15 protein-coding genes are annotated in these 20,356 nt (G+C 61.2%); 4 read left to right on the forward strand and 11 right to left on the reverse strand.

What is annotated here, in order from left to right:
* Positions 1-61 precede the first annotated feature (61 nt).
* The 7 genes from IC231_RS06385 to IC231_RS06415 all read right to left on the reverse strand — a co-directional run bounded on the left by IC231_RS06385 (position 62) and on the right by IC231_RS06415 (position 10,222).
* Entirely contained in the window at positions 62-778 is a 717-nt protein-coding gene (locus IC231_RS06385; RefSeq protein ID WP_190783673.1) for a LysM peptidoglycan-binding domain-containing protein, read from the reverse strand.
* A 56-nt stretch (positions 779-834) separates the two neighbouring features.
* Complete coding sequence (locus IC231_RS06390) at positions 835-3,171, reverse strand: LysM peptidoglycan-binding domain-containing protein (RefSeq protein ID WP_190783674.1); 2,337 nt, start codon at positions 3,169-3,171, stop codon at positions 835-837.
* A 200-nt stretch (positions 3,172-3,371) separates the two neighbouring features.
* Positions 3,372-6,299: a TonB-dependent receptor gene (locus IC231_RS06395; RefSeq protein ID WP_190783675.1), complete on the reverse strand. Its 2,928-nt coding sequence runs from the start codon at positions 6,297-6,299 to the stop codon at positions 3,372-3,374.
* Between the two features lie 83 nt (positions 6,300-6,382).
* On the reverse strand, positions 6,383-7,021 hold the full coding sequence (locus IC231_RS06400) for an O-methyltransferase (RefSeq protein WP_190783676.1): 639 nt from the start codon (positions 7,019-7,021) through the stop codon (positions 6,383-6,385).
* 26 nt (positions 7,022-7,047) lie between these two features.
* The gene (locus IC231_RS06405) at positions 7,048-7,488 is read right to left on the reverse strand and encodes a YDG/SRA domain-containing protein (RefSeq protein ID WP_211538896.1); all 441 of its coding nucleotides are present in this window, start codon (positions 7,486-7,488) and stop codon (positions 7,048-7,050) included.
* A gap of 163 nt (positions 7,489-7,651) precedes the next feature.
* Complete coding sequence (locus IC231_RS06410; RefSeq protein WP_190783677.1) at positions 7,652-8,884, reverse strand: M16 family metallopeptidase; 1,233 nt, start codon at positions 8,882-8,884, stop codon at positions 7,652-7,654.
* A gap of 300 nt (positions 8,885-9,184) precedes the next feature.
* Positions 9,185-10,222, reverse strand: a complete 1,038-nt coding sequence (locus IC231_RS06415; RefSeq protein WP_190783678.1) for a glycosyltransferase family 9 protein — start codon at positions 10,220-10,222, stop codon at positions 9,185-9,187.
* A 231-nt stretch (positions 10,223-10,453) separates the two neighbouring features.
* Between IC231_RS06415 and IC231_RS06420 the strand changes: the two genes are divergently transcribed.
* The 4 genes from IC231_RS06420 to IC231_RS20315 all read left to right on the forward strand — a co-directional run bounded on the left by IC231_RS06420 (position 10,454) and on the right by IC231_RS20315 (position 16,656).
* Positions 10,454-11,608 carry a hypothetical protein gene (locus IC231_RS06420; RefSeq protein ID WP_190783679.1) on the forward strand — a complete coding sequence of 385 codons (1,155 nt, stop codon included), beginning with the start codon at positions 10,454-10,456 and terminating at the stop codon, positions 11,606-11,608.
* A gap of 93 nt (positions 11,609-11,701) precedes the next feature.
* The gene (locus IC231_RS06425; RefSeq protein ID WP_190783680.1) at positions 11,702-12,997 is read left to right on the forward strand and encodes an aminopeptidase P N-terminal domain-containing protein; all 1,296 of its coding nucleotides are present in this window, start codon (positions 11,702-11,704) and stop codon (positions 12,995-12,997) included.
* A gap of 327 nt (positions 12,998-13,324) precedes the next feature.
* Entirely contained in the window at positions 13,325-14,806 is a 1,482-nt protein-coding gene (locus IC231_RS06430) for an OmpA family protein (protein ID WP_190783681.1), read from the forward strand.
* Between the two features lie 266 nt (positions 14,807-15,072).
* Positions 15,073-16,656, forward strand: coding sequence for an OmpA family protein (locus IC231_RS20315; protein ID WP_190783682.1), 1,584 nt, complete (start codon positions 15,073-15,075; stop codon positions 16,654-16,656).
* Between the two features lie 345 nt (positions 16,657-17,001).
* Here the strand turns inward: IC231_RS20315 and IC231_RS06440 are convergent, their stop codons facing one another.
* The 4 genes from IC231_RS06440 to IC231_RS06455 all read right to left on the reverse strand — a co-directional run bounded on the left by IC231_RS06440 (position 17,002) and on the right by IC231_RS06455 (position 20,347).
* Positions 17,002-17,547 (reverse strand): DUF4252 domain-containing protein, encoded by a 546-nt coding sequence (locus IC231_RS06440; RefSeq protein ID WP_190783683.1) that lies wholly within the window; start codon positions 17,545-17,547, stop codon positions 17,002-17,004.
* Between the two features lie 183 nt (positions 17,548-17,730).
* Positions 17,731-19,329 (reverse strand): hypothetical protein, encoded by a 1,599-nt coding sequence (locus IC231_RS06445; RefSeq protein WP_190783684.1) that lies wholly within the window; start codon positions 19,327-19,329, stop codon positions 17,731-17,733.
* Between the two features lie 111 nt (positions 19,330-19,440).
* Positions 19,441-19,848, reverse strand: a complete 408-nt coding sequence (locus tag IC231_RS06450) for an EVE domain-containing protein (protein ID WP_190783685.1) — start codon at positions 19,846-19,848, stop codon at positions 19,441-19,443.
* A gap of 103 nt (positions 19,849-19,951) precedes the next feature.
* Complete coding sequence (locus tag IC231_RS06455) at positions 19,952-20,347, reverse strand: hypothetical protein (RefSeq protein ID WP_190783686.1); 396 nt, start codon at positions 20,345-20,347, stop codon at positions 19,952-19,954.
* Positions 20,348-20,356 lie beyond the last annotated feature (9 nt).

The raw sequence follows: 20,356 nt of genomic DNA on the forward strand, positions 1-20,356 counted from the left end.
TTTAAACGCAAAAGGGCTACCCAGAGGGCAGCCCTTCTTAGCGTATGGCAACGTGAGTCAGTTAGTTCGCCTGCTGAATAGTCAGCACTTCGCCTACGCGCACACTGTTGTCGGATTTACTGTTCCAGGCCTGAATATCGGCCGGCTTCACCTTGTAGTGGCGGGCAATGCCGAACAGCGTTTCGCCCTTCACGACTGTGTGCTGCCGCGCGCTGCTCACGGTAAATTCGCTGGGTTTTGCCGGAACCAGATTGGTAACCGGCGCTGCTGACGTAACTACCGGTTTAGCAGCGGAAGCAGGAGCAGCTGCCGCTACCGCACTACCTGGTTTGGTGGTGCCCACGAAACCGGATTTCTGCAGCCGTTCGGCCGCGGCCCTAAGGTCGGGATTCTTCGCCGTGCGGGCGCTGAAACTGCGGTATTGTGGGCTGCGCAGCAGGGTTTGCAGCTCTACCTGCCAGGGCTGCTGGCGCAGACGCTTGGCTAATTGCTGCTGCTGCTCACGGGGTAGGCTGGCGGTATAGTAGCTCAGGCGCTGATTGTAGGCGGGCATCTGCTGCAGAGCCGTTTCAATAAGCTGCGTGGCGCGGGCATCATCAGGCTCGTTGTAGATGGCACGCAGCTGCCGCACACTGGTCTGCACCAGCCCCGACATCACCCGCACTGAATCTTCTGACAGGGCCGGCCCACTGCCTACCGGCGCCTGCTGCGCCCGACCAACCAAAGAAAGCGGCAGCAACAGGCTGCCCAGCGACAAAACGCGAAAGAAAAAGCGCATTAGAAACGTGTGTCTATAATCTTGAAATCGAGGAGGAGAAAAGAGAAAGGCGCGGACTACTTCGCGGGCTGCACCAGCAGCACTTCGCCGGGCTTCACGTTGAAATCGGACTTGTTGTTCCACTCCATAATCTGCTTGATGGTGACGCCATACTTGCGTGAAATGGCATACATCGACTCACCGGCCGCTACCGTGTGGCGCACGGTTGGCACGGCGGCCGGGCTGGCCGCAGCAGTTGCAGGAGTGGCGGGAGTAGCTTGTTTGGCGGCCGGCTGCGCGGCCGGAACAGCTACCGTTTTAGGCTGATAAACGCCCGTCCGGGTTGTGGTGGGCGCTGCCGTGGCCGCCGGAACGGGTGTTGTGGTGCCGTCAGCTGTTACGCGCAGCACCTGGCCCAGCCGTAGCGAGGGGTTCTGGGGCAGGTTGTTCCAGACGATGAGGTCAGCGGGGCGCAGGCCATAGCGGCGGGCCACGGAGTAGAGCGTTTCTTTGGCTTGCACCGTGTGCAGGCCACTGGCCGGAATGGCTTCTACCGCGCCAGCGTTGGTTGGCGCCACGGGCGGCGCTGGTTTGGGCGGGGCAGGCGTGGCTGTGGCTGGAGCGGCTACGGTCGGCTTGGCGACCGGGGGTGCTGGCTTGCTGACCGGCCGGGAAACGGGGGCAGCGGCTACTTCTTCGGTTTCCCCTGCCGGCTCATCACCAATAGGAGTGGAGGCCGGCAGCGCTTTGCGGGCTGGTAGCGGCGCTGGCTGGCTGGCTGCCGCTGCCGCCGGACGAGGGGCCGGGCTGGCGGCGGTGGCCGTCGGCTTGGGAGCTGGCGCAACTGGAGCCGGTGCCAGGTCGTTCAGGTTTTCGGTTGTTGCATCCGTGGCACTGTCGGGCTGCGTGACTACACCCGTAGGAGCCGGCTCGTAGGGCGTTTCCACGGCATCTTCCAAAACGCGCACGGCGCTGGCCGTTTTGCCCATGTAGGGCTCCGTCTCATCAATGCGACGCTTTTTCGGAGCAGGCTTGGCTACAGGCGCAGGAGCCGGGGCAGGAGCCGCCGTAGGCACGGGTGCCGTCGTAGGCACGGGTGCCGCCGTTACCGGCTTGCTGCTCGGCCGCTCGAAAGCCGCCAGCGCCGCCTCGTTTTTGCTGTCGGCATACTCAATGGCCACTTCCTTGGGGCGGGTGTGCTTCAGCCACAGAATGCGGCCCGGGCGCAGCTCCTCGTTGCGGGGCATGCGGTTCTTGCTCCAGATGGCCTTGGCCCGGATACCGTACTTCTGCGACACCGTGGCCACGCTCTCGCCGGCCTGCGCCACGTGGTATTCCACCTCGCTCTTATCGCGCTTCTTCTGCACGAAGTAAGGCTGGCCCACCACGATGTTGTCGAAGGCAAACAGGTCGTTGAACTGCATAAACTTGCGTACTTTAAGTCCGGCCCGCTTCGCCAGACTTTCCTTGGTCTCGCCGGGCAGCGCCACGAGGGCCCGCAGGCCGTTCACCCGCACGTACTCCGCGTTCTGCGGGTCGGGCCGGGGGGCGTTGAGGAGCTGGCCGGCGGTGGCGTTTTTTTGCTGCGCCGCCATAGCCGTCAGCTGCAGCGGGTCCGTGACGGGCACCAGCACCGTGTAGATTTTGTCGGTGGGCACGGCCGGGGCCAGCAGCCAGCGGTTGTGCTTGAGCAGCTCGGCGGGCTCTACCTGCAGGCTCTGGGCCAGAATGCTGAGCGACTGCCCGGCCGGGGCCGGAAACTCCTGCAGCACCATCGGCGGCTTGGGGTTGTGCCCCACGGCGGGCTCGTAGGCCAGCTTGTGGGCCAGCATGGTCAGAATGTAGGGGTGGGTTTGCTCGGAAATCTCCATTTCCGTGGCGTCGAAGTCGGTGGGCAGGGTGTAGGCCTTCACGCCGCCCGAGCCCAGGTTGTAGCTGAGCAGGGCATTCACCCAGTTGTGCAGGGCGTTGTTGTTGCGCTTGAGGTACTTGGCGGCGGCGTGCGTGGAAGCCACAATGTGCTTGCGCTCATCCACCACGTCGTTCATCACCACCCCAAAATCGGCGGCCGACTCGCGCTTGAACTGCCAGTAGCCCACCGCATCGTGGATGCTCTGCGCATCGCCCTGCAGGCCGCTTTCCTGGATGGCCAGGAAGCGGAAATCCAGCGGCAGGGCTTCCTGCTGAAACACCCGCTCAATGATGGGGAAATAGGCGTCGGCCAGGTTTACGCGGGCCTGAAAGGAGGCCGGGTGGCTGCGCAGCGCGTCTACCTTCTGCTGCACGGCGCGGCGGCCGCTATCAGTCAGGCGCAGGTGCAGGCCAGCAAAATCGAGGGTGGCGGGCACCGGGACGCTCTGGGCCGCCGCCAGCAGGGGCAGCCAGCAAAGCAGCGCGAGTACGAGTTTTTTCATGGGTGAGCAGGTTCTCATTCCCACAAAGTAGGCGAAAACCGGCCGGGAAATGAAACTACCGCCTTAGAAGAACACAGTTTGTTGCGGGACAAACAAGCGCGGCAGAAGTACAAGAGCAGTTTAATACAAGCTGGTTGCGGACTAGTAATAGTCGTTTTACACAGCAGCGCCCGGTCTTGCAAGGCCGGGCGCTGCTGGTACTACATGCCACCACCAGGAGGGCCGAAGCCGCCGCCGGGCGCGCCGAAGCCGCCCCGGCCGCGCCGCTCGGTAGGGGCGTCGTCGGTGGGCAGCGCGTCGCCGCGGCCGGTACCGCCGAAGTTGCGGATGTTGTAGGTGAACATCAGCATCAGGTAGCGCTGCAGAATGTTGCTTTGCACGTCCTCGGTGTAGGCGGCCGTGTTGTTGACCTGAATGTTGTTGTTCTGGCCCAGCAGGTCGAAGGCGAAAATCTTGACTTCAGCCTGCTGCTTGGCGCCCAGCTTCTTGCCCAGCGAGGCATTCCAGAGTACAAAGTTCTGGTTGAAGCCCGCCGACAGGCCGCTGTAGAGCTGGTGGTTCACGTCGGATTGCAGCGTCACGCCCTTCACGATAATCCAGGACAGGCGCAGGCTGGTGTTCTGGCGGAAGTACTGGCGGTCTACCTGGCCGGGCAGCGTGTTGCGCACATAGTTCTGGTTGGAGCTGGAGGAGAAGGTGAAGTCCAGCTCGGGGCTGATGTTGCTGCTCAGCCCTAGCCCCAGCCCGAAGCTGGGCGTGCGGCTGTAGTTCAGCTCCTGAAATACCAGGCCCGGCGTCTGCGAGAAGTTGGCGTTGGCGTTCAGATTGAGGTTGGACTTGATGAAGCGCAACGGCAAACTGTAGTTCAGGAAGGAGCGCAACGAATACTGCTTATCGAGGTTGATAGGGCGCGTGAGCTGCCCGCCCACCGGAATGGTCACGCCGCCCACGGTCAGCGGCTCGGTGCCGGCGTAAATGGTGCTGTTGGTGATGTTGTTGTTGGTGTAGGAGCCCCCGATCAAAGCGAAAAAGGAAGTCGACTTCTCCGGCACCGCCGACGAGTAGCGCAGGAATACGTTGTGACGGTACTCCTGGCGCAGGTCGGGGTTGCCGGTGGTCAGCTGCAGCGGGTTGGCGTTGTTCACCACTTCCTGCAGCTGGCTGATGCTGGGTGCGCTGGTGTTGGTGCGGTAGTTCAGGCGCAGGTTCTGCTGCTTCGAGAAGTTGTAGCGCACCGTGGCGTTGGGCAGGAAGTTCAGAAACGACCGTTCGGTGAGCGTGGCGCGCGGAAACTCCTGGTCGGAGCGCAGCTGCGCGTTTTGCACGGCCCCGCCCAGCGTCCACTGAAACTCCTTGTTCTGGTAGCGGTAGGTCAGCTCGCCGGCGTTGGTGAGGTAGCGGCTCTCAAACACGCTGCTAAGCGTATCGTTGAGCAGCGAATACGCCTGCTCACCGGGCGAGTAGTCGTAGGTGCGCTTGTCCGACTCGTTGGGCGTGTACGACACGCGGTATTCGGCCTGCAGCTGGCTTTTCGGGCTCAGCGGCTCGGTGTAGTTCAGGTTGCCGGTCCAGGCCCAGCCCTGCTGCGTCAGCTCCGAAAACTGGTTGAGCAACGTGGCCCGGCCGCCCTCGGCCGTCGTTTCGGAGAGAAGCGTATTGTCGCCGTTCTTGTCGTTGTAGTTGGTATTCAACCCCAGCGAAATGGTGCGGCCGCGCTTGGCAAACCGGTGCCGGTACTGCAGCTGGTTGCTGGCCGTGATGCCCGTGAGGGCCGAGCGGTAGTCGCTGAGGTTGGCGCCCTGCGTAACGCCCGCCTCGTTGCCGCTGGCCAGAAACGTGCGGCCTTCCAGCCCGCTGTTGCCGGTGTTGCGCTGCATCGAAAAGGCCGGCCGCCAGATAAGCGAGTTGGCCGAGTCGAACTTGTGCTCCAGCCGCACATTGAAGCGGTTGTTGAGGTTGCGGCTGGTGTTCAGCGAGTTTTCCGAATAGCGCAGGTCGTCGGTGGAGCCCTGGCGGGCCACGTAGCGCCGCAGCAGGCTGGTGCTGGCCGTGTTGTTGCTCAGGTTGAAGAAGTAGCTGCCCTGCACGTCGGTTTTGGTGCCCCAGGTGTCGGAGTAGTTTAGGCCCAGCGCATGGGTTTTGCTGATGCCGCCCTGCTGGCTTACCAGGAAGTTGCCCGCGTTGCCGACATTGCCACCGCCTCCGCCGCCATTGCCGCCCCGGCTACCGCCGCGGCCGCCGCCGCCCGTCGAGCCCACCACGCCCAGCAGGTCGTCGGAGCCGAAGTTCTGCTGGTTCACGTTGTTGCTCTGCGCCACCACGCTCAGGCGCTGCTTGCCCTTGAACTGGTTGAGGTTGCCGCTCACCTGGTACCGGTCGTCCTTGGGGCCATAGCCGGCCGCCACCCGCCCAAACTGCCCGTTGCGAAACTGCGGCTTGGTGATGATGTTGATGGTTTTCTGCTGGTTGCCGTCGTCGAAGCCCGTAAACTGGCTCTGGTCGGAGGCGCGGTCATACACCTGAATCTTGTCGATAACTTCGGCCGGCAGGTTTTTGAGCACGGCGTCGGGGTCGTTGCCGAAAAACTCTTTGCCATCCACCAGCACGCGCTGCACCTGCTCGCCCTGGGCCTGCACCTTGCCTGTGGCAGGGTCAATGGTCACGCCCGGCATTTTAGTGATGAGGTCCTGGGCGTTGGCGTCGGGATTGGTTTTGAACGAGCCGGCGTTGTACTGCGCCGTGTCGCCCTTCTGCACGGCTGCGGCCGCCTGGCCTACCACTTCCACGCCTTTCAGGGCCACGCCGCCCGCGCTGAGCGGGAGCGTACCCAGCACCACCGACTGCCCGGCCAGCGTCAGCTGCCGCCGCACCGTCTGGTATCCCAGAAACGAAACCGTCAGCTCGTAGCGTCCGGCGGGCAGGCTACTCACCACAAAGTTGCCTTCCGCGTCGGCGGCGGCCCCGTTTTTCACCGAGTCGGCCGAGAGGCCCCGCACCAGAATGTTGGCCCCAATCAGCGGGCTCTGGTCAGTACCATCTACTATGCGGCCGGTTACGGAGCTGGTTTGGGCGTGGGCCGCCAGCACGGAGCAGAGCAGCAGTAAAAGCACTAGAAAACGTCTTGGCATCGGGCAAGGGAATAGGTCACTCACGGCAATAGACGCAAATGCGCCCCGGACGTTTAGTTCGCCAGCAAAAAAGGCGGCGGCGGCTAGAGCTTGCGCACCAGCAACAGCCCGTCCCGCAGAGGCAGAAATACGTTTTCCACCCGCGGGTCGGCCTGCACTTTGTCGTTGAAGGCCCGGACGGCGTGCGTGTCTTTGTCGGAGGGTTTCACGGGGTAGGAATCCACCACTTTACCGCCCCAAAGTACATTGTCGATGAGCACGAACCCTCCTGTACGCACCTGCGGCAGCACCAGCTCGTAGTAGGTGTCGTTGTTGATTTTGTCGGCATCAATGAACACCAAATCCCACGTCTCAGCCAGCGTAGGCACAATGCCCGCCGCCGCCCCGATGTGCAGGTGCAACCGCCCCGCCAGCCCCGCCTCGGTCACGTAGCGCCGGATGCGGCTTTCCAGCTCCGGGTTGAACTCAATGGTATGCAGCTCGCCGCCATCGGCCAGCCCTTCGGCCAGGCACAGCGCCGCGTAGCCCGTGAACGTGCCCAGCTCCAGCACCCGCCGCGGCCTGATCATGTGGCTGAGCATGCTCAGCAGCCGGCCCTGCGCGTGCCCGCTCAGCATGCGCGGCATCAGCGTCTGCACGTGGGTTTCGCGGTTGAGGCGCGCCAGCAGCGGCGGCTCGGGAGTAGTGTGTTGGTCGGCGTAGCGGAAAAAGTCTTCGGGCATAGCGCAAAGGTAGCCTCAGCCCTGCGTTATACTACGGGCACCAACCGGAACAGAAATACCTGAAACCCGGCCACGCCACGTGTGTATTCGTGGCTCACGACTCGGTAGAGACCTTCATAGCGGAAAACCTCGTTACCATCTTGCTCTACGCGCTGAAACACCCGAACGGGACGGCCCGTTTCTTGGCTGCGCCGTAGGGCAAGGTTGCGTCCGGTCATTTCCTGATGTGTAGTTTGGCGGCCAGTTTTAGGGTCACGGCCGCCGCTGCCGGAGTAGATAATGTCGTCTTCTCCGAACAGGTCGTCTTCATATGCGCCCGCCAACACAATTGAGTCAGCGCCCTCTGCTTGGCTGCCACTCACACCTGCCCGCCGCGGCCGGTGCAATCTGCGCAGGCTCAACTCTAGCCGGTTGGCAAATATGTCGCCCGGGCGGTAAGTACCAACGTGACCGAAGATGCGCAGCAAGTAGAATGGAATTTAGGGCATGAGACGAAACAAAGCTGTCATCCTGAGCGGAGCGAAGGACCTCATTACGCCGGATCGAGTCGTTGCAACGATGGTCGTTCCGGCGTAATGAGGTCCTTCGCTCCGCTCAGGATGACAGATCTATCTGCAATACGCTGAAAGACTACTCCGGCACGTACTGCAGCACGCTCAGGTTGTCTTCGCGCAGGATGTCGTTGGCCAGCTCCAGCAGCTCCGACGACGTGACGGCGCGCACCCGCTCAAAGATTTCGTTGATGGTTTCCACGCGGCCGATGTCGAGGGTGCTTTTGGCCAGCAGCTGCATCATGCCGCTGTTGCTTTCCTCCGACATGGCCATCTGGCCCATCAGCTGCTCCTTCACGGTGTGCAGCTGGGTGGTGCCCAGGGCCTGCTCGCGCAACTTCTTCAGCTCCTTTTGCACCAGCGAAATAGTACGGTTCACCTGCTTCTTCTCGGTACCGAAGTAGATGCCGAACAGCCCCGTGTCGGTGTAGGGCGAGTAGGTGGCATCAATGGTATAGACGAGGCCATACTTCTCGCGCACGGCCAGGTTGAGGCGCGAGTTCATGCCGGGGCCACCGAGCAGGTTGCTGAGCATGAAAAATGGAATCCGGCGCGGGTCCTCAATGGCGTAGGCCGGCCCCCCAATCAGGCAGTGGGCCTGCGTGATGGGCTTGCGCTCCAGCTGCTCCACGCGCCGGTAGCCGCCGAACGAGGTGCGGGGCCGCGCGCCCAGCCTGGCCGGCAGCGGCGCCAGAAACTTGTCGGCCAGCCGCTTCACTTCCTTAAAGGGCAGGTTGCTGACAGAGCTGAACACGAGCCGGTCGGTGCGCACATTCTCCTGCAGAAACTGCCGGAAATCGGCCTGCTGAAAGCCACTGACACTTTCCCGCGTACCCAGAATGTTGTGGCCCAGCGCGTGGTTGGTGAAGATAACGCCGTCGAAATCGTCGATGATGGCGTCTTCGGGCGCATCCTGGTACATGCTCATCTCCTCCAGAATTACGCCGCGCTCCTTCTCAATTTCCTTTTCCGGAAAGATGGAGTTAAACGTCAGGTCAGTCAGCAGCTCGAAGGCGCGCTCGAAGTGGGTGCTGAGCAGCGATGCGTAGAAGCAGATTTTCTCCTTGGTGGTGTAGGCGTTCAGCTCGCCGCCCACCGTTTCGAGGCGGTTGAGGATGTGGAAGCTCTTGCGCTTCTCGGTGCCTTTGAAGGCCATATGCTCCCAGAAGTGCGCCAAGCCCTGCTGGGCCGGCTTTTCATCGCGCGAGCCAATGTCGAGCAGGAAGCCGCAATGCGCGATTTTGGTGTGCAGAACTTGTTTATGCAGAACCCGGATGCCGTTGGGCAGCTCGTACAGGTCGTATTCGGACATTTTATAGAGTCTTGGAGTCGTAGGAGCCTGAGCAGTAGCAGCCCGGCCCTGTATAACCGCGCGCAGGCACGGCAGGTTGCAAAGGTACGACAGACGGGGTGGCGGAGTGCACAGAACGTCATTCCGAGCGAAGCCGAGGAATCTCGCATGCTGACGTTGTGGTGCTACTTATTTACCACACTCGCGAGATTCCTCGACTGCGGCTGCGCCTTCGCTCGGAATGACGTTCTTTTTACCTGTCACCTGTCACCTGTCACCTGTCACCTGTCACCTGTCACCTGTCACCTGTCACCTCATCACTCACCCACCCGCCAGCTCCGCTTCCGCCAGCACGGCCAGCAACTGCTGGGTTTCGATGCCGTGGGCGCAGAGGAAGTGGCCCAGCGGGCATTTGGCGTAGCCGTGCAGGCCGCAGGGCCGGCATTCCAGGTCACCCTTTATTTCGACTACCCGCGAAAACGGACTCAGCGGCCCGAACCCAAAATACGGCACCGTGGAACAGTACACCGCGCAGGTAGGCGCCCCCACGGCCGAGCACAGGTGCATAGGGGCCGAGTCGTTGACGTAGTTGAGCACCGCGCCGCGCATCAGGGCGGCGGAGGCCAGCAGCGAGAGTTTACCGGCCAGGTTCACGAGGCCCGGCCGGCCGGCGTCCTGTGCCAGTAATTCGCAGGCCGCTACGTCGGGCGGGCCGCCCAACAGGTATACCGCGTAGTGCGCGGGCAGTGCCGCCAGCAGCTTCAGCCACTGCTCCTGCGGAAACTGCTTGGTAAACCACACCGAAGTAGGCGCAATGCACAGGTAAGGCCCGGCTGCGGCGTAGGGCGCCACGGCGGCTTCATCCTGAGCAGAAGGGTAGAGGCGGGGCGGCGTGATGGTGCTGCCGGTAGCCGGCCCCAGTAGGTGCAGGTTGCGCGACACCTCGTGCACGCCTGGCCCGATGACGTGCGGTACCACCTGTGTAAACCACCTGGAAAACGGGTTTTTATCGAACCCGACCCGCTCCCGCGCCTCAGAAAAAGCCGTCAGAAAGCCGGTGGAGGCGAAGCGCTGCAGCGTAATCACCCGGTCGTAGCGAGTCTTTCTGATCTGCTGGAGCAGGCGCCACAGGCCGCGGTACTTGTCTTTTTTCTTGTCCCAGACCAGCACGCTGCGCACGTGTGGGTGGCCCTGCAGCAGCCCCTCATTGCCCCGGCGCACCAGAAAATCCACGGGTATGTCCGGCTCGGTGCGTTGCAGATGCTCCAGCAGCGCCGTTGCCAGAATAACGTCGCCAATGAATGCCGTTTGAATAAGAAGAATGGGGCGGGGTGGGGCAGAAGGAGTGCCAGCGGGCATAGCAGAACGAGGAATAGAAACGATAAAGAGGCCTTTTGTGGTAGAAAACAGGAGCGCAAAGATACCGGCTGGGAGCCAGGGCCGGCTGCCTGGTTCGGCGCCGAAGCAACTGGTTCGGCGTCGAAGCTAACGGAAAATCCTATGCGGAGCCAGTAGCTCCGGCCGCTTTCCACTGGTGACGAATCTTGATATATTGCCCGCACATCCTACGCGCTATTTCTTCTGTATTCTATGGCCGACAGCCCCACCGACTCGTCTGTTCCTACGCCACCGCCACCTGGCCCGCCCTCCGAAGAGCAGGTGCTGGCCGACCCGCGCCTGCGTCCCCTGCTGGAAGCCTACCAACCGCTGCATCACGACCTGTTTCTGAAAACCTACGCCCGTGAGCTGCGCGACCTGCACCAGAACGGCCCCACCTACGAATCAAACCTGGAATACCTGCTGCACCAGCACGACAAAGCTGCCTATCAGTACATGTGGATGATTCAGCACCAGAAGCTTTTTGACTTGGAGTGCCAGTGGCGGGCTGAGCAGGTGGAGGTGCCTGGAGCGCAGCTCACCGCCAATTTTGAGGACTGGCACGAGTACATCGAGGAGTGCCCGGTGCTGCCGCCCATCAGCCCCGACGAGCTAGACCTGTTCGATGCCTTCCTGGCCCAGCTCACCGATTCGGGAGACCTGGAGACGGGCAATCCCAGCCGTACGTACTGGCTGCACCGGCGCTACCCGGACCTCTACCACAATAGCGACGACGACGAGGACGAGGAGGAAATGTTTACGCCCTGGACGGAATTCTGGGATGTGTACCGTGGCACCGGCTACCTGCGCCAGCTGCCCGATGTGCGGGGCACGAAAGAGGAACGCTACCTGGACGCTGTCCATGACGAAAACCACCGTCAGCGGCCTGCCGCGCCTGCCGTGGAGGCCGTGCCTGACCCACGCCCGCACGTGCCTACCTGGGGCGACGACTACGACGACCTGGTACGCGAGCTGCTGCGCCGGTTTGAGGTCCCGGCCCTGCTGCGGCAGTTTGAAACCAAGCGGCAGCTCGAAGCCTACGACGCTTCTGACGACCGCACCGATTTGCCACTGGCCCTGGAGCGCCTGCAAAACGCCGGCCCCGTGCTGGTGCCGATAGAAGCTCACGCCGACTGGCGGCAGGCTGTTATTGCGGCCAGCCACCGACACTACCTCAGCCAGCTGCGGGCGGCGTTGCCCCGCGTCTACGAAGACTACTGCCAGCGCGAGGCCCTGGGCATCCGCCAGGCTCCGCCCCGCGAAACCCGCTGGCGCCAGCGGGAGCGGGACACGCATTTTCAGCGTGTCGCCGAGCTAATCCGGAAAGGCCGCCGCCTGCTGCACGAGCCCGACGACCTGAATTTCTGAGCCGGTGCCTGGCAGTGGCACTCCGAGCATTCCTATAACTTGCAGCCGCCACCTGATTAGTGTGTCCCTGAACTTTCACTAAGTCCCGCTCCTATGCGCTACGGCCGTATTGCCCCCGAGCTTTTCACCGAAAACCGCCGCCGCTTCCGCGCGCAGCTGCCGCCCGCCTCGCTGGCCATCTTCCACTCCAACGACGTGATGCCCACCAACGCCGACGGCTCCATGGCGTTCCGGCAAAACAACGACCTGTTCTACCTCTCCGGCGTCGATCAGGAGGAAAGCATCCTCGTCATCTTCCCCGATGCTGTGCTGCCCCAGTACCGCGAAATCCTGTTCCTGAAGGAAACCAGCGAGCATATTCTGGTTTGGGAAGGCTACAAGCTCACCAAAGAGCAGGCCCGCGAGCAATCCGGCGTGCCTACCATTATGTGGCTGGAATCGTTCAAGAGCGTGCTGCCGGCCCTCATGAACGAGGCCGAAAACGTGTTTCTCAACACCAACGAGCACATCCGGGCCGTGGTGGAAGTGGAAACCCGTGACGCCCGCTTCATCAAGTGGATCAGGGAGGCCTACCCGCTGCATACCTATCGCCGCGTGGCCCCGATTCTGCACCACCTGCGCGCCCTCAAGAGCAGCGAGGAAATCCGCCTGATGCAGAAAGCCGCCGACATCACCGGCGACGCTTTTCGCCGCCTGCTGGGCTTCGTGAAGCCCGGTGTGATGGAGTATGAGATTGAGGCCGAAATCTTCCACGAGTTTCTGCGCCAGGGCTCCCGCGGCCCGGCCTACGGCAGCATCATTGCCTCCGGGGCCAACGCCTGCATTCTGCACTACGTGAGCAACGACCGGGAATGCCAGGACGGCGACGTCATGCTGCTCGATTTCGGGGCCGAATACGCTAACTATGCCGCCGACCTCTCGCGCAGCATCCCCGTCAACGGCAAGTTCACGAAGCGCCAGCGCGACGTGTACGAGGCCGTGCTGCGGGTGATGAAATATGCCACGTCGCAGTTGGTAGCCGGCAACAGCATCGAGGAATACCACGCCGGCGTGGGCCGCTTCATGGAGCAGGAGCTGATTAAGCTGGATCTGCTCAACGAGCAGGACGTGAAGAATCAGGACCCCGCCGCGCCACTCTATAAGAAGTACTTCATGCACGGCACCTCACACTACCTCGGCCTCGATGTGCACGACGTAGGCGCCAAGTACCGCGTGTTCGAGCCGGGCATGGTGTATACCTGTGAGCCGGGTATTTATATCCGCGAGGAAGGCCTCGGTATCCGCCTCGAAAACGACATTCTCATCACCAAAACCGGCAACGATGACCTGATGAAGAATATCCCGCTCGAAGCCGACGACATTGAGCGCCTGATGCGCGCCGCCCGATAACGCCTCCGGACTTTCACAAGAAGCCGCTTGATTGAATCAAGCGGCTTTTTTGTTGGATTCAGTCAGGAAGTTGCGATTGGCTTCACATGAGGCGCCAGGGCTCGGCAGCGGAAGGCCTGGACGTAGCTCAGCAGTTGGGAATCAGCCGGGAAACGGGGCTGGCAAGAGTGCCGACAAAGCGGAATAGTGCATACTACCTGGCCTTGCCAGATGTACTGTACAGTAACTTTCTGGCTGCTCAATGGGTATAGGATGCTACTTCCGGGCGGTTTTGCCTTACGAGGCAGAGCCCGCCGCTGAAGGTTCTGTTCACCAAAACTTCTGGTTATGAGAAACCTCTTAACTCCCACTTTAGCCCTGGGACTGACGCTGCTGGCAGCGGCCCCAAAAGGGCACGCTCAGACCGCCGACCGCAAAACGGCCATCAGCCTCTACGGCAGCGCCTACCAGTATAAAGGCAACTTCGGCTCCAACTTCTGGAAGTGGGGCGACAACAACTACGGCCCGGGCATCAGCATCAACCGTTACCTCACGCCGGGCCTGGATTTAGGCCTGAGCGGCGCCTACGCGGAGCTGAAAAGCACGCCCGAGCAAAGCGCTTCGCGCTTCGGCTCCAACTTCAACACCAACGTGGTGAACGTGAACCTGGCCCTCAAGCTCAAGCTTAACAATGGCTGGGCACTGAAAGAGGATGCCGTGATTCAGCCTTACCTGCTGGCTGCGCCGGGCTGGGCTTTCACGAGCCGCGAGGGTAGCTTCAACAGCAACGGTACGACTACCAATCTAGCTGAAGACAAAAGCTACTTTGATGTATTCGGCGCGGCTGGTATCAACTTCCGCGTCAGCGACGCCGTTGGTATTTTCATTCAGACGGGTCAGCACATTCCGCTGAAAGCCAACCTGGACGGCGACCCGGTCCGCGACGATAACAGCATCGATGACCGGTACCTGCAGCATACGGCCGGCCTGACCGTAGCTTTCGGTAAAGCCAAGGACGAAGACGGCGACGGTGTGCCGGACCGTAAAGACAAGTGCCCGGCCACTCCGGCGGGCGTAGCGGTAGACGAAAAAGGCTGTCCGCTTGATGGCGACGGCGACGGTGTGCCGGACTACCAGGACCAGTGCCCTACGGAAGCCGGCACGGCCGCCCTCAATGGCTGCCCCGACCGGGACAGTGACGGCGTAGCCGACAAAGACGACGAGTGCCCCGACCAGGCGGGTACCGCTGCGCTACGTGGCTGCCCCGACACGGACGGTGACGGCGTAGCCGACAAAAACGACAAGTGCCCCGACACCCCACGCGGTACGCAGGTAGATGCCAACGGCTGCCCGCTGGTACTCGACTCGGACAACGACGGTGTGAAGGACGACGTGGACAAGTGCCCCGGTACGCCGGCTGGTGCCCGCGTGGATGCCAACGGTTGCCCGCTGACCATTGACCCTGCCGTGAAAGCACTGGAGCGGCCTATCCGCTTCCGCACCAATAGCACGGTTATTACGTCCAGCTCGTATCCGGCCCTGAACAAGATGGTACAGGCCCTCAAAGACCACCCCGAGTACAGCCTGCGCGTCATCGGCCACGCCGATAGCCGTGGTACCGATGAGTACAACCAGGGTCTTTCGGAGCGCCGTGCTGGGTCAGTGAAGCGCTACTTCACCGGCAAGCAGGTGAATCCGGCTCGTATCGTGACGGAAGGCCGTGGCGAAGGAGAGCCAGCCGCGCCAAACACGTCAGCCAAGAACATGAGCCAGAACCGTCGGGTAGAATTCCAGTTCGAATTCTTCATTCCTGACAGCCCGCAGCCATAAGCTCAGCTGACACCATTTATCACAAAAGCGGCGAGCCATATGGTTCGCCGCTTTTTTTTCTTTGCCAGAGCCAAAAAGGCGTTGGGAAGTGCCAGCGGTAGCTGAACCACAGTGACCTAGTCTGATTTCAGAGTTACCGGAGGCTATATGTGAAAAACAGAATCCTGTTTAATCACAACCTTACCGCAAGAGAGAAAGTATAGGACCCCGTACTGAGTCAGGCGCCTGATAAGCCCACGCCAGTATTTCCACACACACTTTCTACTATGAAACACCTTCTAACTACCAGCACCGCGCTGGGGCTGCTCCTGCTGACGGCAGCGCCGTCGCAGGCGCAGACTGCCGACAAAAAGACGGCTATCAGCCTCTACGGCAGCGCCTACCAGTATAAAGGCAACTTCGGCACGAACTACTGGGACTGGAGCGCCAATAACTACGGCCCCGGCATCACGTTCAGCCGCTACCTCACGCCAGGCCTGGACCTGGGCCTGAGCGGCGCGTATGTAGAGCTGAAAAGCACGCCTGAGCAAAGCGCTTCGCGCTTCGGTTCTAACTTCAACACCAACGTGGTGAATGTGAATCTGGCCCTCAAGCTCAAGCTCAACAATGGCTGGGCTTTCAAGGAGGATGCCTTCATTCAGCCGTATTTGCTGGCTGCGCCGGGCTGGGCTTTCACGAGCCGCGAGGGTAGCTTCAACCAGAATGGTGCAAGCACTAACCTGGCCGAGGACAAAAGCTACTTCGACTTGTTTGGGGCTGCCGGTATCAATTTCCGGCTGGCCGATGGCGTTGGCCTGTTCATCCAGACCGGCCAGCACATTCCGCTGAAGGCTAACTTGGACGGTGACCCGACCCGTGACAACGATGCCTGGGACGACCGGTATTTGCAGCATACGGCCGGCCTGACGGTGGCCTTCGGTAAAATGAAGGACGAAGACGGCGACGGTGTTTCGGACCGCAAAGACAAATGCCCAGCCACCCCGGCTGGTGTAGCAGTAGACGCCAACGGTTGCCCGCTTGACGGCGACGGCGACGGTGTGCCGGACTACCAGGACAAGTGCCCCACCGAAAAAGGCCTGGCGGCGCTGGAAGGCTGCCCCGACCGTGACGGTGATGGTGTGCGCGACGGCGACGACAAGTGCCCAGACACCCCCGGCAAAGCAGAGCTGCAAGGTTGCCCGGATGCCGATGGCGACGGTGTGACCGATGCCAGCGACAAATGCCCGAATACGCCATCCGGCGTGGCCGTGGATGCCAATGGCTGCCCACTCGACCGTGACGGCGACGGTGTGCCCGACTACTTGGACCGCTGCCCAAGCCGTCCAGGCCCGGCCTCGAACAAAGGCTGCCCGGAAATGAAGGTGGAAGAGAAGAAGAAGCTGCAGGAAGCTACCAAGTTCATCCAGTTCGACTTCGATAAGGCTACGCTGAAGCCGATTTCCTTCCCTACGCTTAATGGCCTGGTACAGATTCTCAACGACTATCCGGACTACAGCCTCGGTATTTCGGCCCACGCCGATAACAAAGGCGACGATGCGTACAACCTGCGCCTGTCGGATGAGCGTGCTGCTTCGGCCCGCACCTACATGCTGAGCAAAGGCATTCCAGCCGACCGTATCGTGTCGCATGGCTACGGCGAAACCAAGCCGATTGCTGACAACGCCACCGAAGCCGGCCGTGCCATCAACCGCCGCGTGGAGTTCGACGTGTACCTGCCCGGCGACCCGAACCCAGCCGAAACCAAATACGGTGTAGCACCGGAAATTCCGGCCGCTCCCGTGAAAGCTGCTCCGACTAAAGCGCCCGTAAAAAAGGCTCCGGCCAAGAAAGCAGCTCCGCGCAAGCGCTAAGCTTCTCTGAATCAAGCTGACTACTAAAATCGGCCTGCTCTCTGAGCGGGCCGCTTTTTTGTGTAGAGGGGCAGAGAAAGGAAATACGGCTCCGCGCAGGCAGTACCGGCATAGCATGCATGGGGTACGACTTCGGTTGTACGGGCTCTTTTTGCCGAGCTGCCGGATGTGGGTCCGGGCATTGGTAACAGCCGATTGAAATGCTGCGCCGGCTCTCACAACGGCGCGCTGTGTAGCAAACCGGCTCGAGCCGTAGGTATACTAGAGACTGGATGGAAAACACACGAAAAGGGCCTCTTCCTGATCAGGAAGAGGCCCTTTTCGTGTAAGTACAACAGCTGCTCCTTACTTGGTCATGTCGGCTACGTTGGGCAGAATCTTGACCAGTTGGGCCAGTTGATCCTGGGTGAAATTGCCGCCGATAGACATCAGCATGAACGAGTCGGGGACGCCGGAAACGCTGCTGGTCGCAACTACTTCCGTCACCCGGTCGCCTTGCTGGCGGGTGGCGTAGCGGACATTGCCGCTACCAGCACTCAGCGGCGTGTACCGTTCGTTGGCCAGCAGGCCGTTTACCTCGCTTACCAGGCCTTCCGACACCAGCTTTTCGGCGCTGTTGCTGGTGGGAGCAAACGTCAGCACCCGGAAGCTGCGTACTGATGATAGCGCCTGCGTCAGGTCGTTTTCGCCGCCCAGGCTGCCGAGGCGGCCCAGCAGGATACGGGTCGTGAGGCCGGCACTCCAGTCGGTGGCTTTGAAGCCGGAGCGGTTCTCATACTTATTGAAAAACTCGGCGACTGTGCGGGCCGGATTGCCGGGGCCGGCAGCACGGCAGCCTGCGAGCAGCAACAAGGCTACCAGCGGCAGCCACAGAAACGTACGGATTCTCATAGGATTGGAGAGAGAAAAGGTGATGGCAGAGAAGTAAACGTAGACAACGAAGTAGGTTAAACGCTGTTTCCAGCATTTTGGCTACCAATGTTCAGCTACTTAGCTTCCGTAAACCTGATTCTGCTTTCCGTAGGATGCGCTATGTGCCATCAGGAGCCTACTGCTTGGTTGCTGTGCTACACCTCATTCAAACCCTATGGCATTAAGAAAAAAGACTTCCCGATCGGGGGCGTGGGTAGCCCGCACGTGCTGGTACCCGTAGGCTAGCAGCCGGTTGCCGTACCACGTAACAAGCCCTTCGTTGCTGGTAGTAGTGGCTTTCTCCTTGGCAGTCGGCAACGACGACGTTTTCAGGTTCACGTGCAGGTCGTTGGGCGAAGGAGCAGTCCGGTCGATGATTTTGTAGTTCAGCTTGTCATCGGTGAGGTAGGCTATGGCTAAGCGGTGCCCGTCGGGCAAAACGCAGAGGCGTACGGTTTCGCTCAGGTTGTAGCGCACTACATCCTTCAGTACAAACGTGTTGTCCCAGAGTAGATTGCCGCGCTTGTCGAAGCCGCAGACCAGAGCGTGCGTAATGCGGTAGCCATCAAACCCCCGACTGCCCCGGCTCCAGTTACTGTTGCCGTAGCCGGAATAGTAATACGGGTTGTACATGTAGTTGGGGCTATACAGCCCGCCGTACGTGTTGTGGCGGTAGTACGGGAAATAGACTTCTGCCACCATCACGTAGCCGTCTTCAAACGGAATCAGGTCGTGGATGAGCGTGCGGTAGCGCAGGCGCAGCACCCGGTCGGCAGCACGCAGCTTTTCGCTTTTCTGGCGCAGGCGCCGCGCCCGGCCGGGGCTCATAAAGTCGAAGAAGTGCTTCAGGTTGGCAAAATCGTAGAACCGCAGGGAGCGGCGCGAGCCGTTGGCCGCAACGCCCGCCGAAAGGTCGGCCGCGAATAGGCCCTGAGAATAGCGCGGGTCGCGCAGGGTGTAAGTGCCAGCCAGCAACCGGCCGGCAGCTGAATCGGCGGCCGGACTGATCTGAGCCGAAATCAGGCCCCGTTCACTTTCTGCCTGCACAAACTCGGAGCGCAGCAGCATACCCCGCGCCGACAATTGCTTGAGCTGCAGCCGCATTTTGTAGCCGTTGGTCTGGCTCATCACAAACTCGGCCCGTTGGGCAGCCGAGTCGGCTAGGAAGGAAAGCTGCGCGGGCAGTGGCTCGTATACGGAAGGCAGAAACTGATGCTTGCCGGTGGCTAAGTCCAGGAGCAGAATAGTCAGGTGGTTGTCCACCAGCACGGTCACGAACAGGTTGCCGGCCAGCGCCTTCAGGTCGTATATCTCGCGGGTCAGCTTGGTGTCAAACTCGTAGGTGCGTAGCTGCTGGCCGAAACCATCCACGGTGGCCACCCACAGCCGGTGCTGCGTATGATCCGACTGAAACAGCGAGTAAACGGTGGTACCCTCGGCACAGATCTGCTGCAGCTCATACTCATGCGGCACCGGCAACGCTACGTGCCAGAGCGGCTGCAGGCGGTAGTCGTACTTCTGCAGCGCAAACGAATCGTGCCGCAGGCCAGGCCCGTCCTGTTTCACCATTACCACCACGCTGCTGTCCTGCGCAATCGGCTGCACGTTCACGTCGCTGGAGTACAGGTCCAGCGGTAGTTCGAGGCGGGTAGCCTGCGTAGGAGCGTACACCGATTCTGCCGGCGTGCTCTGCTGGGCATCAGCATGCCGGGAAGTGCCCGCCAGAAATAGCAATAGCAGGAGTAGGACGAGGTGTTTCATAACCGCAACCCTGCGCTGTAGGCGCAACAGGGTTCAGTAAGATACGGCGAAGCAGGCGCAAAGTCACGTCTGGTTTCAGGAAAAACCAGCTCCGGCGCCGTAGTCGCCAGCTTATGCGCCCAGCTCCAGGATGGTGTCGAATTCTGCGGCTTTCAGAGGCATCACCGACAGGCGCGACTGGCGCAGCAGCCCAATCTGACTGAGGCGTTCATCTTGCTTGATGCGGGCCAGAGAAACCGGTTGCCGCAGCGCCTGTTGGGGTTTCAGATGCACGGCCACCCAGCCGCTGCCGGCTTCGGCGGTGGCATCGGGGGCGGCCGGGGCCGCCACTTCGGCTATGCCTACTACCTGCTTTTCGCTTACGCTGTGGTAATAGAGCACCAAGTCGCCGGGTTGCATCTGCTGGAGGAGGTTGCGGGCCTGGTAGTTGCGTACGCCGGTCCAGTCGGTGCCGCCGTCGCGCAGCAGGTCGGCCCAGGAGTAGGCTTCAGGTTCAGATTTAACGAGCCAGTAGTTCAATGAGTAAATGAGTGGAGTGTTGGATGGAGAAATGGATGATTGGAGTGGGGGATGGAGCTGCTCAGAGCAACATTCACTCATTCACTCTCATTCACCCATTCACTCATTTTTCTATGCGTCGCACTTTCAGGACATCGTTTTCCAGCGACACAATTTCGAGTTGGTAGTCGGGGTCTTTCTTGTCGTCGAGGGAGATGCGCAGGGTGTGGTCATTTTCGGCGGCCCAGGTGCCTTTGTGTCCCTCTAGGCCATCGGTAGGGGCAATGTCGAACTGGGTGAAGATGCCGTTGTGCTCAAAGGCGAAGCCCGTACGGCCGCGAGAGGGCGGAAAAGCGTACGTATTGGGCCGGTACACCTGCACGTCGCCCTGGTCTTCTTCGTGGGCGTGCAGCCACGTGCGCTCCAGCTGCCTGAGCTTGGCGGCAGCCTTGGTTCCGGGCCGGCAGGTGGCCGCCAGCAGTGCCACGCACAGCACGGCCAAAACAGTGAACAGACGCATACAGTACAA

The sequence above is a fragment of the Hymenobacter duratus genome, from assembly GCF_014698995.1.
GTDB lineage: Bacteria > Bacteroidota > Bacteroidia > Cytophagales > Hymenobacteraceae > Hymenobacter > Hymenobacter duratus.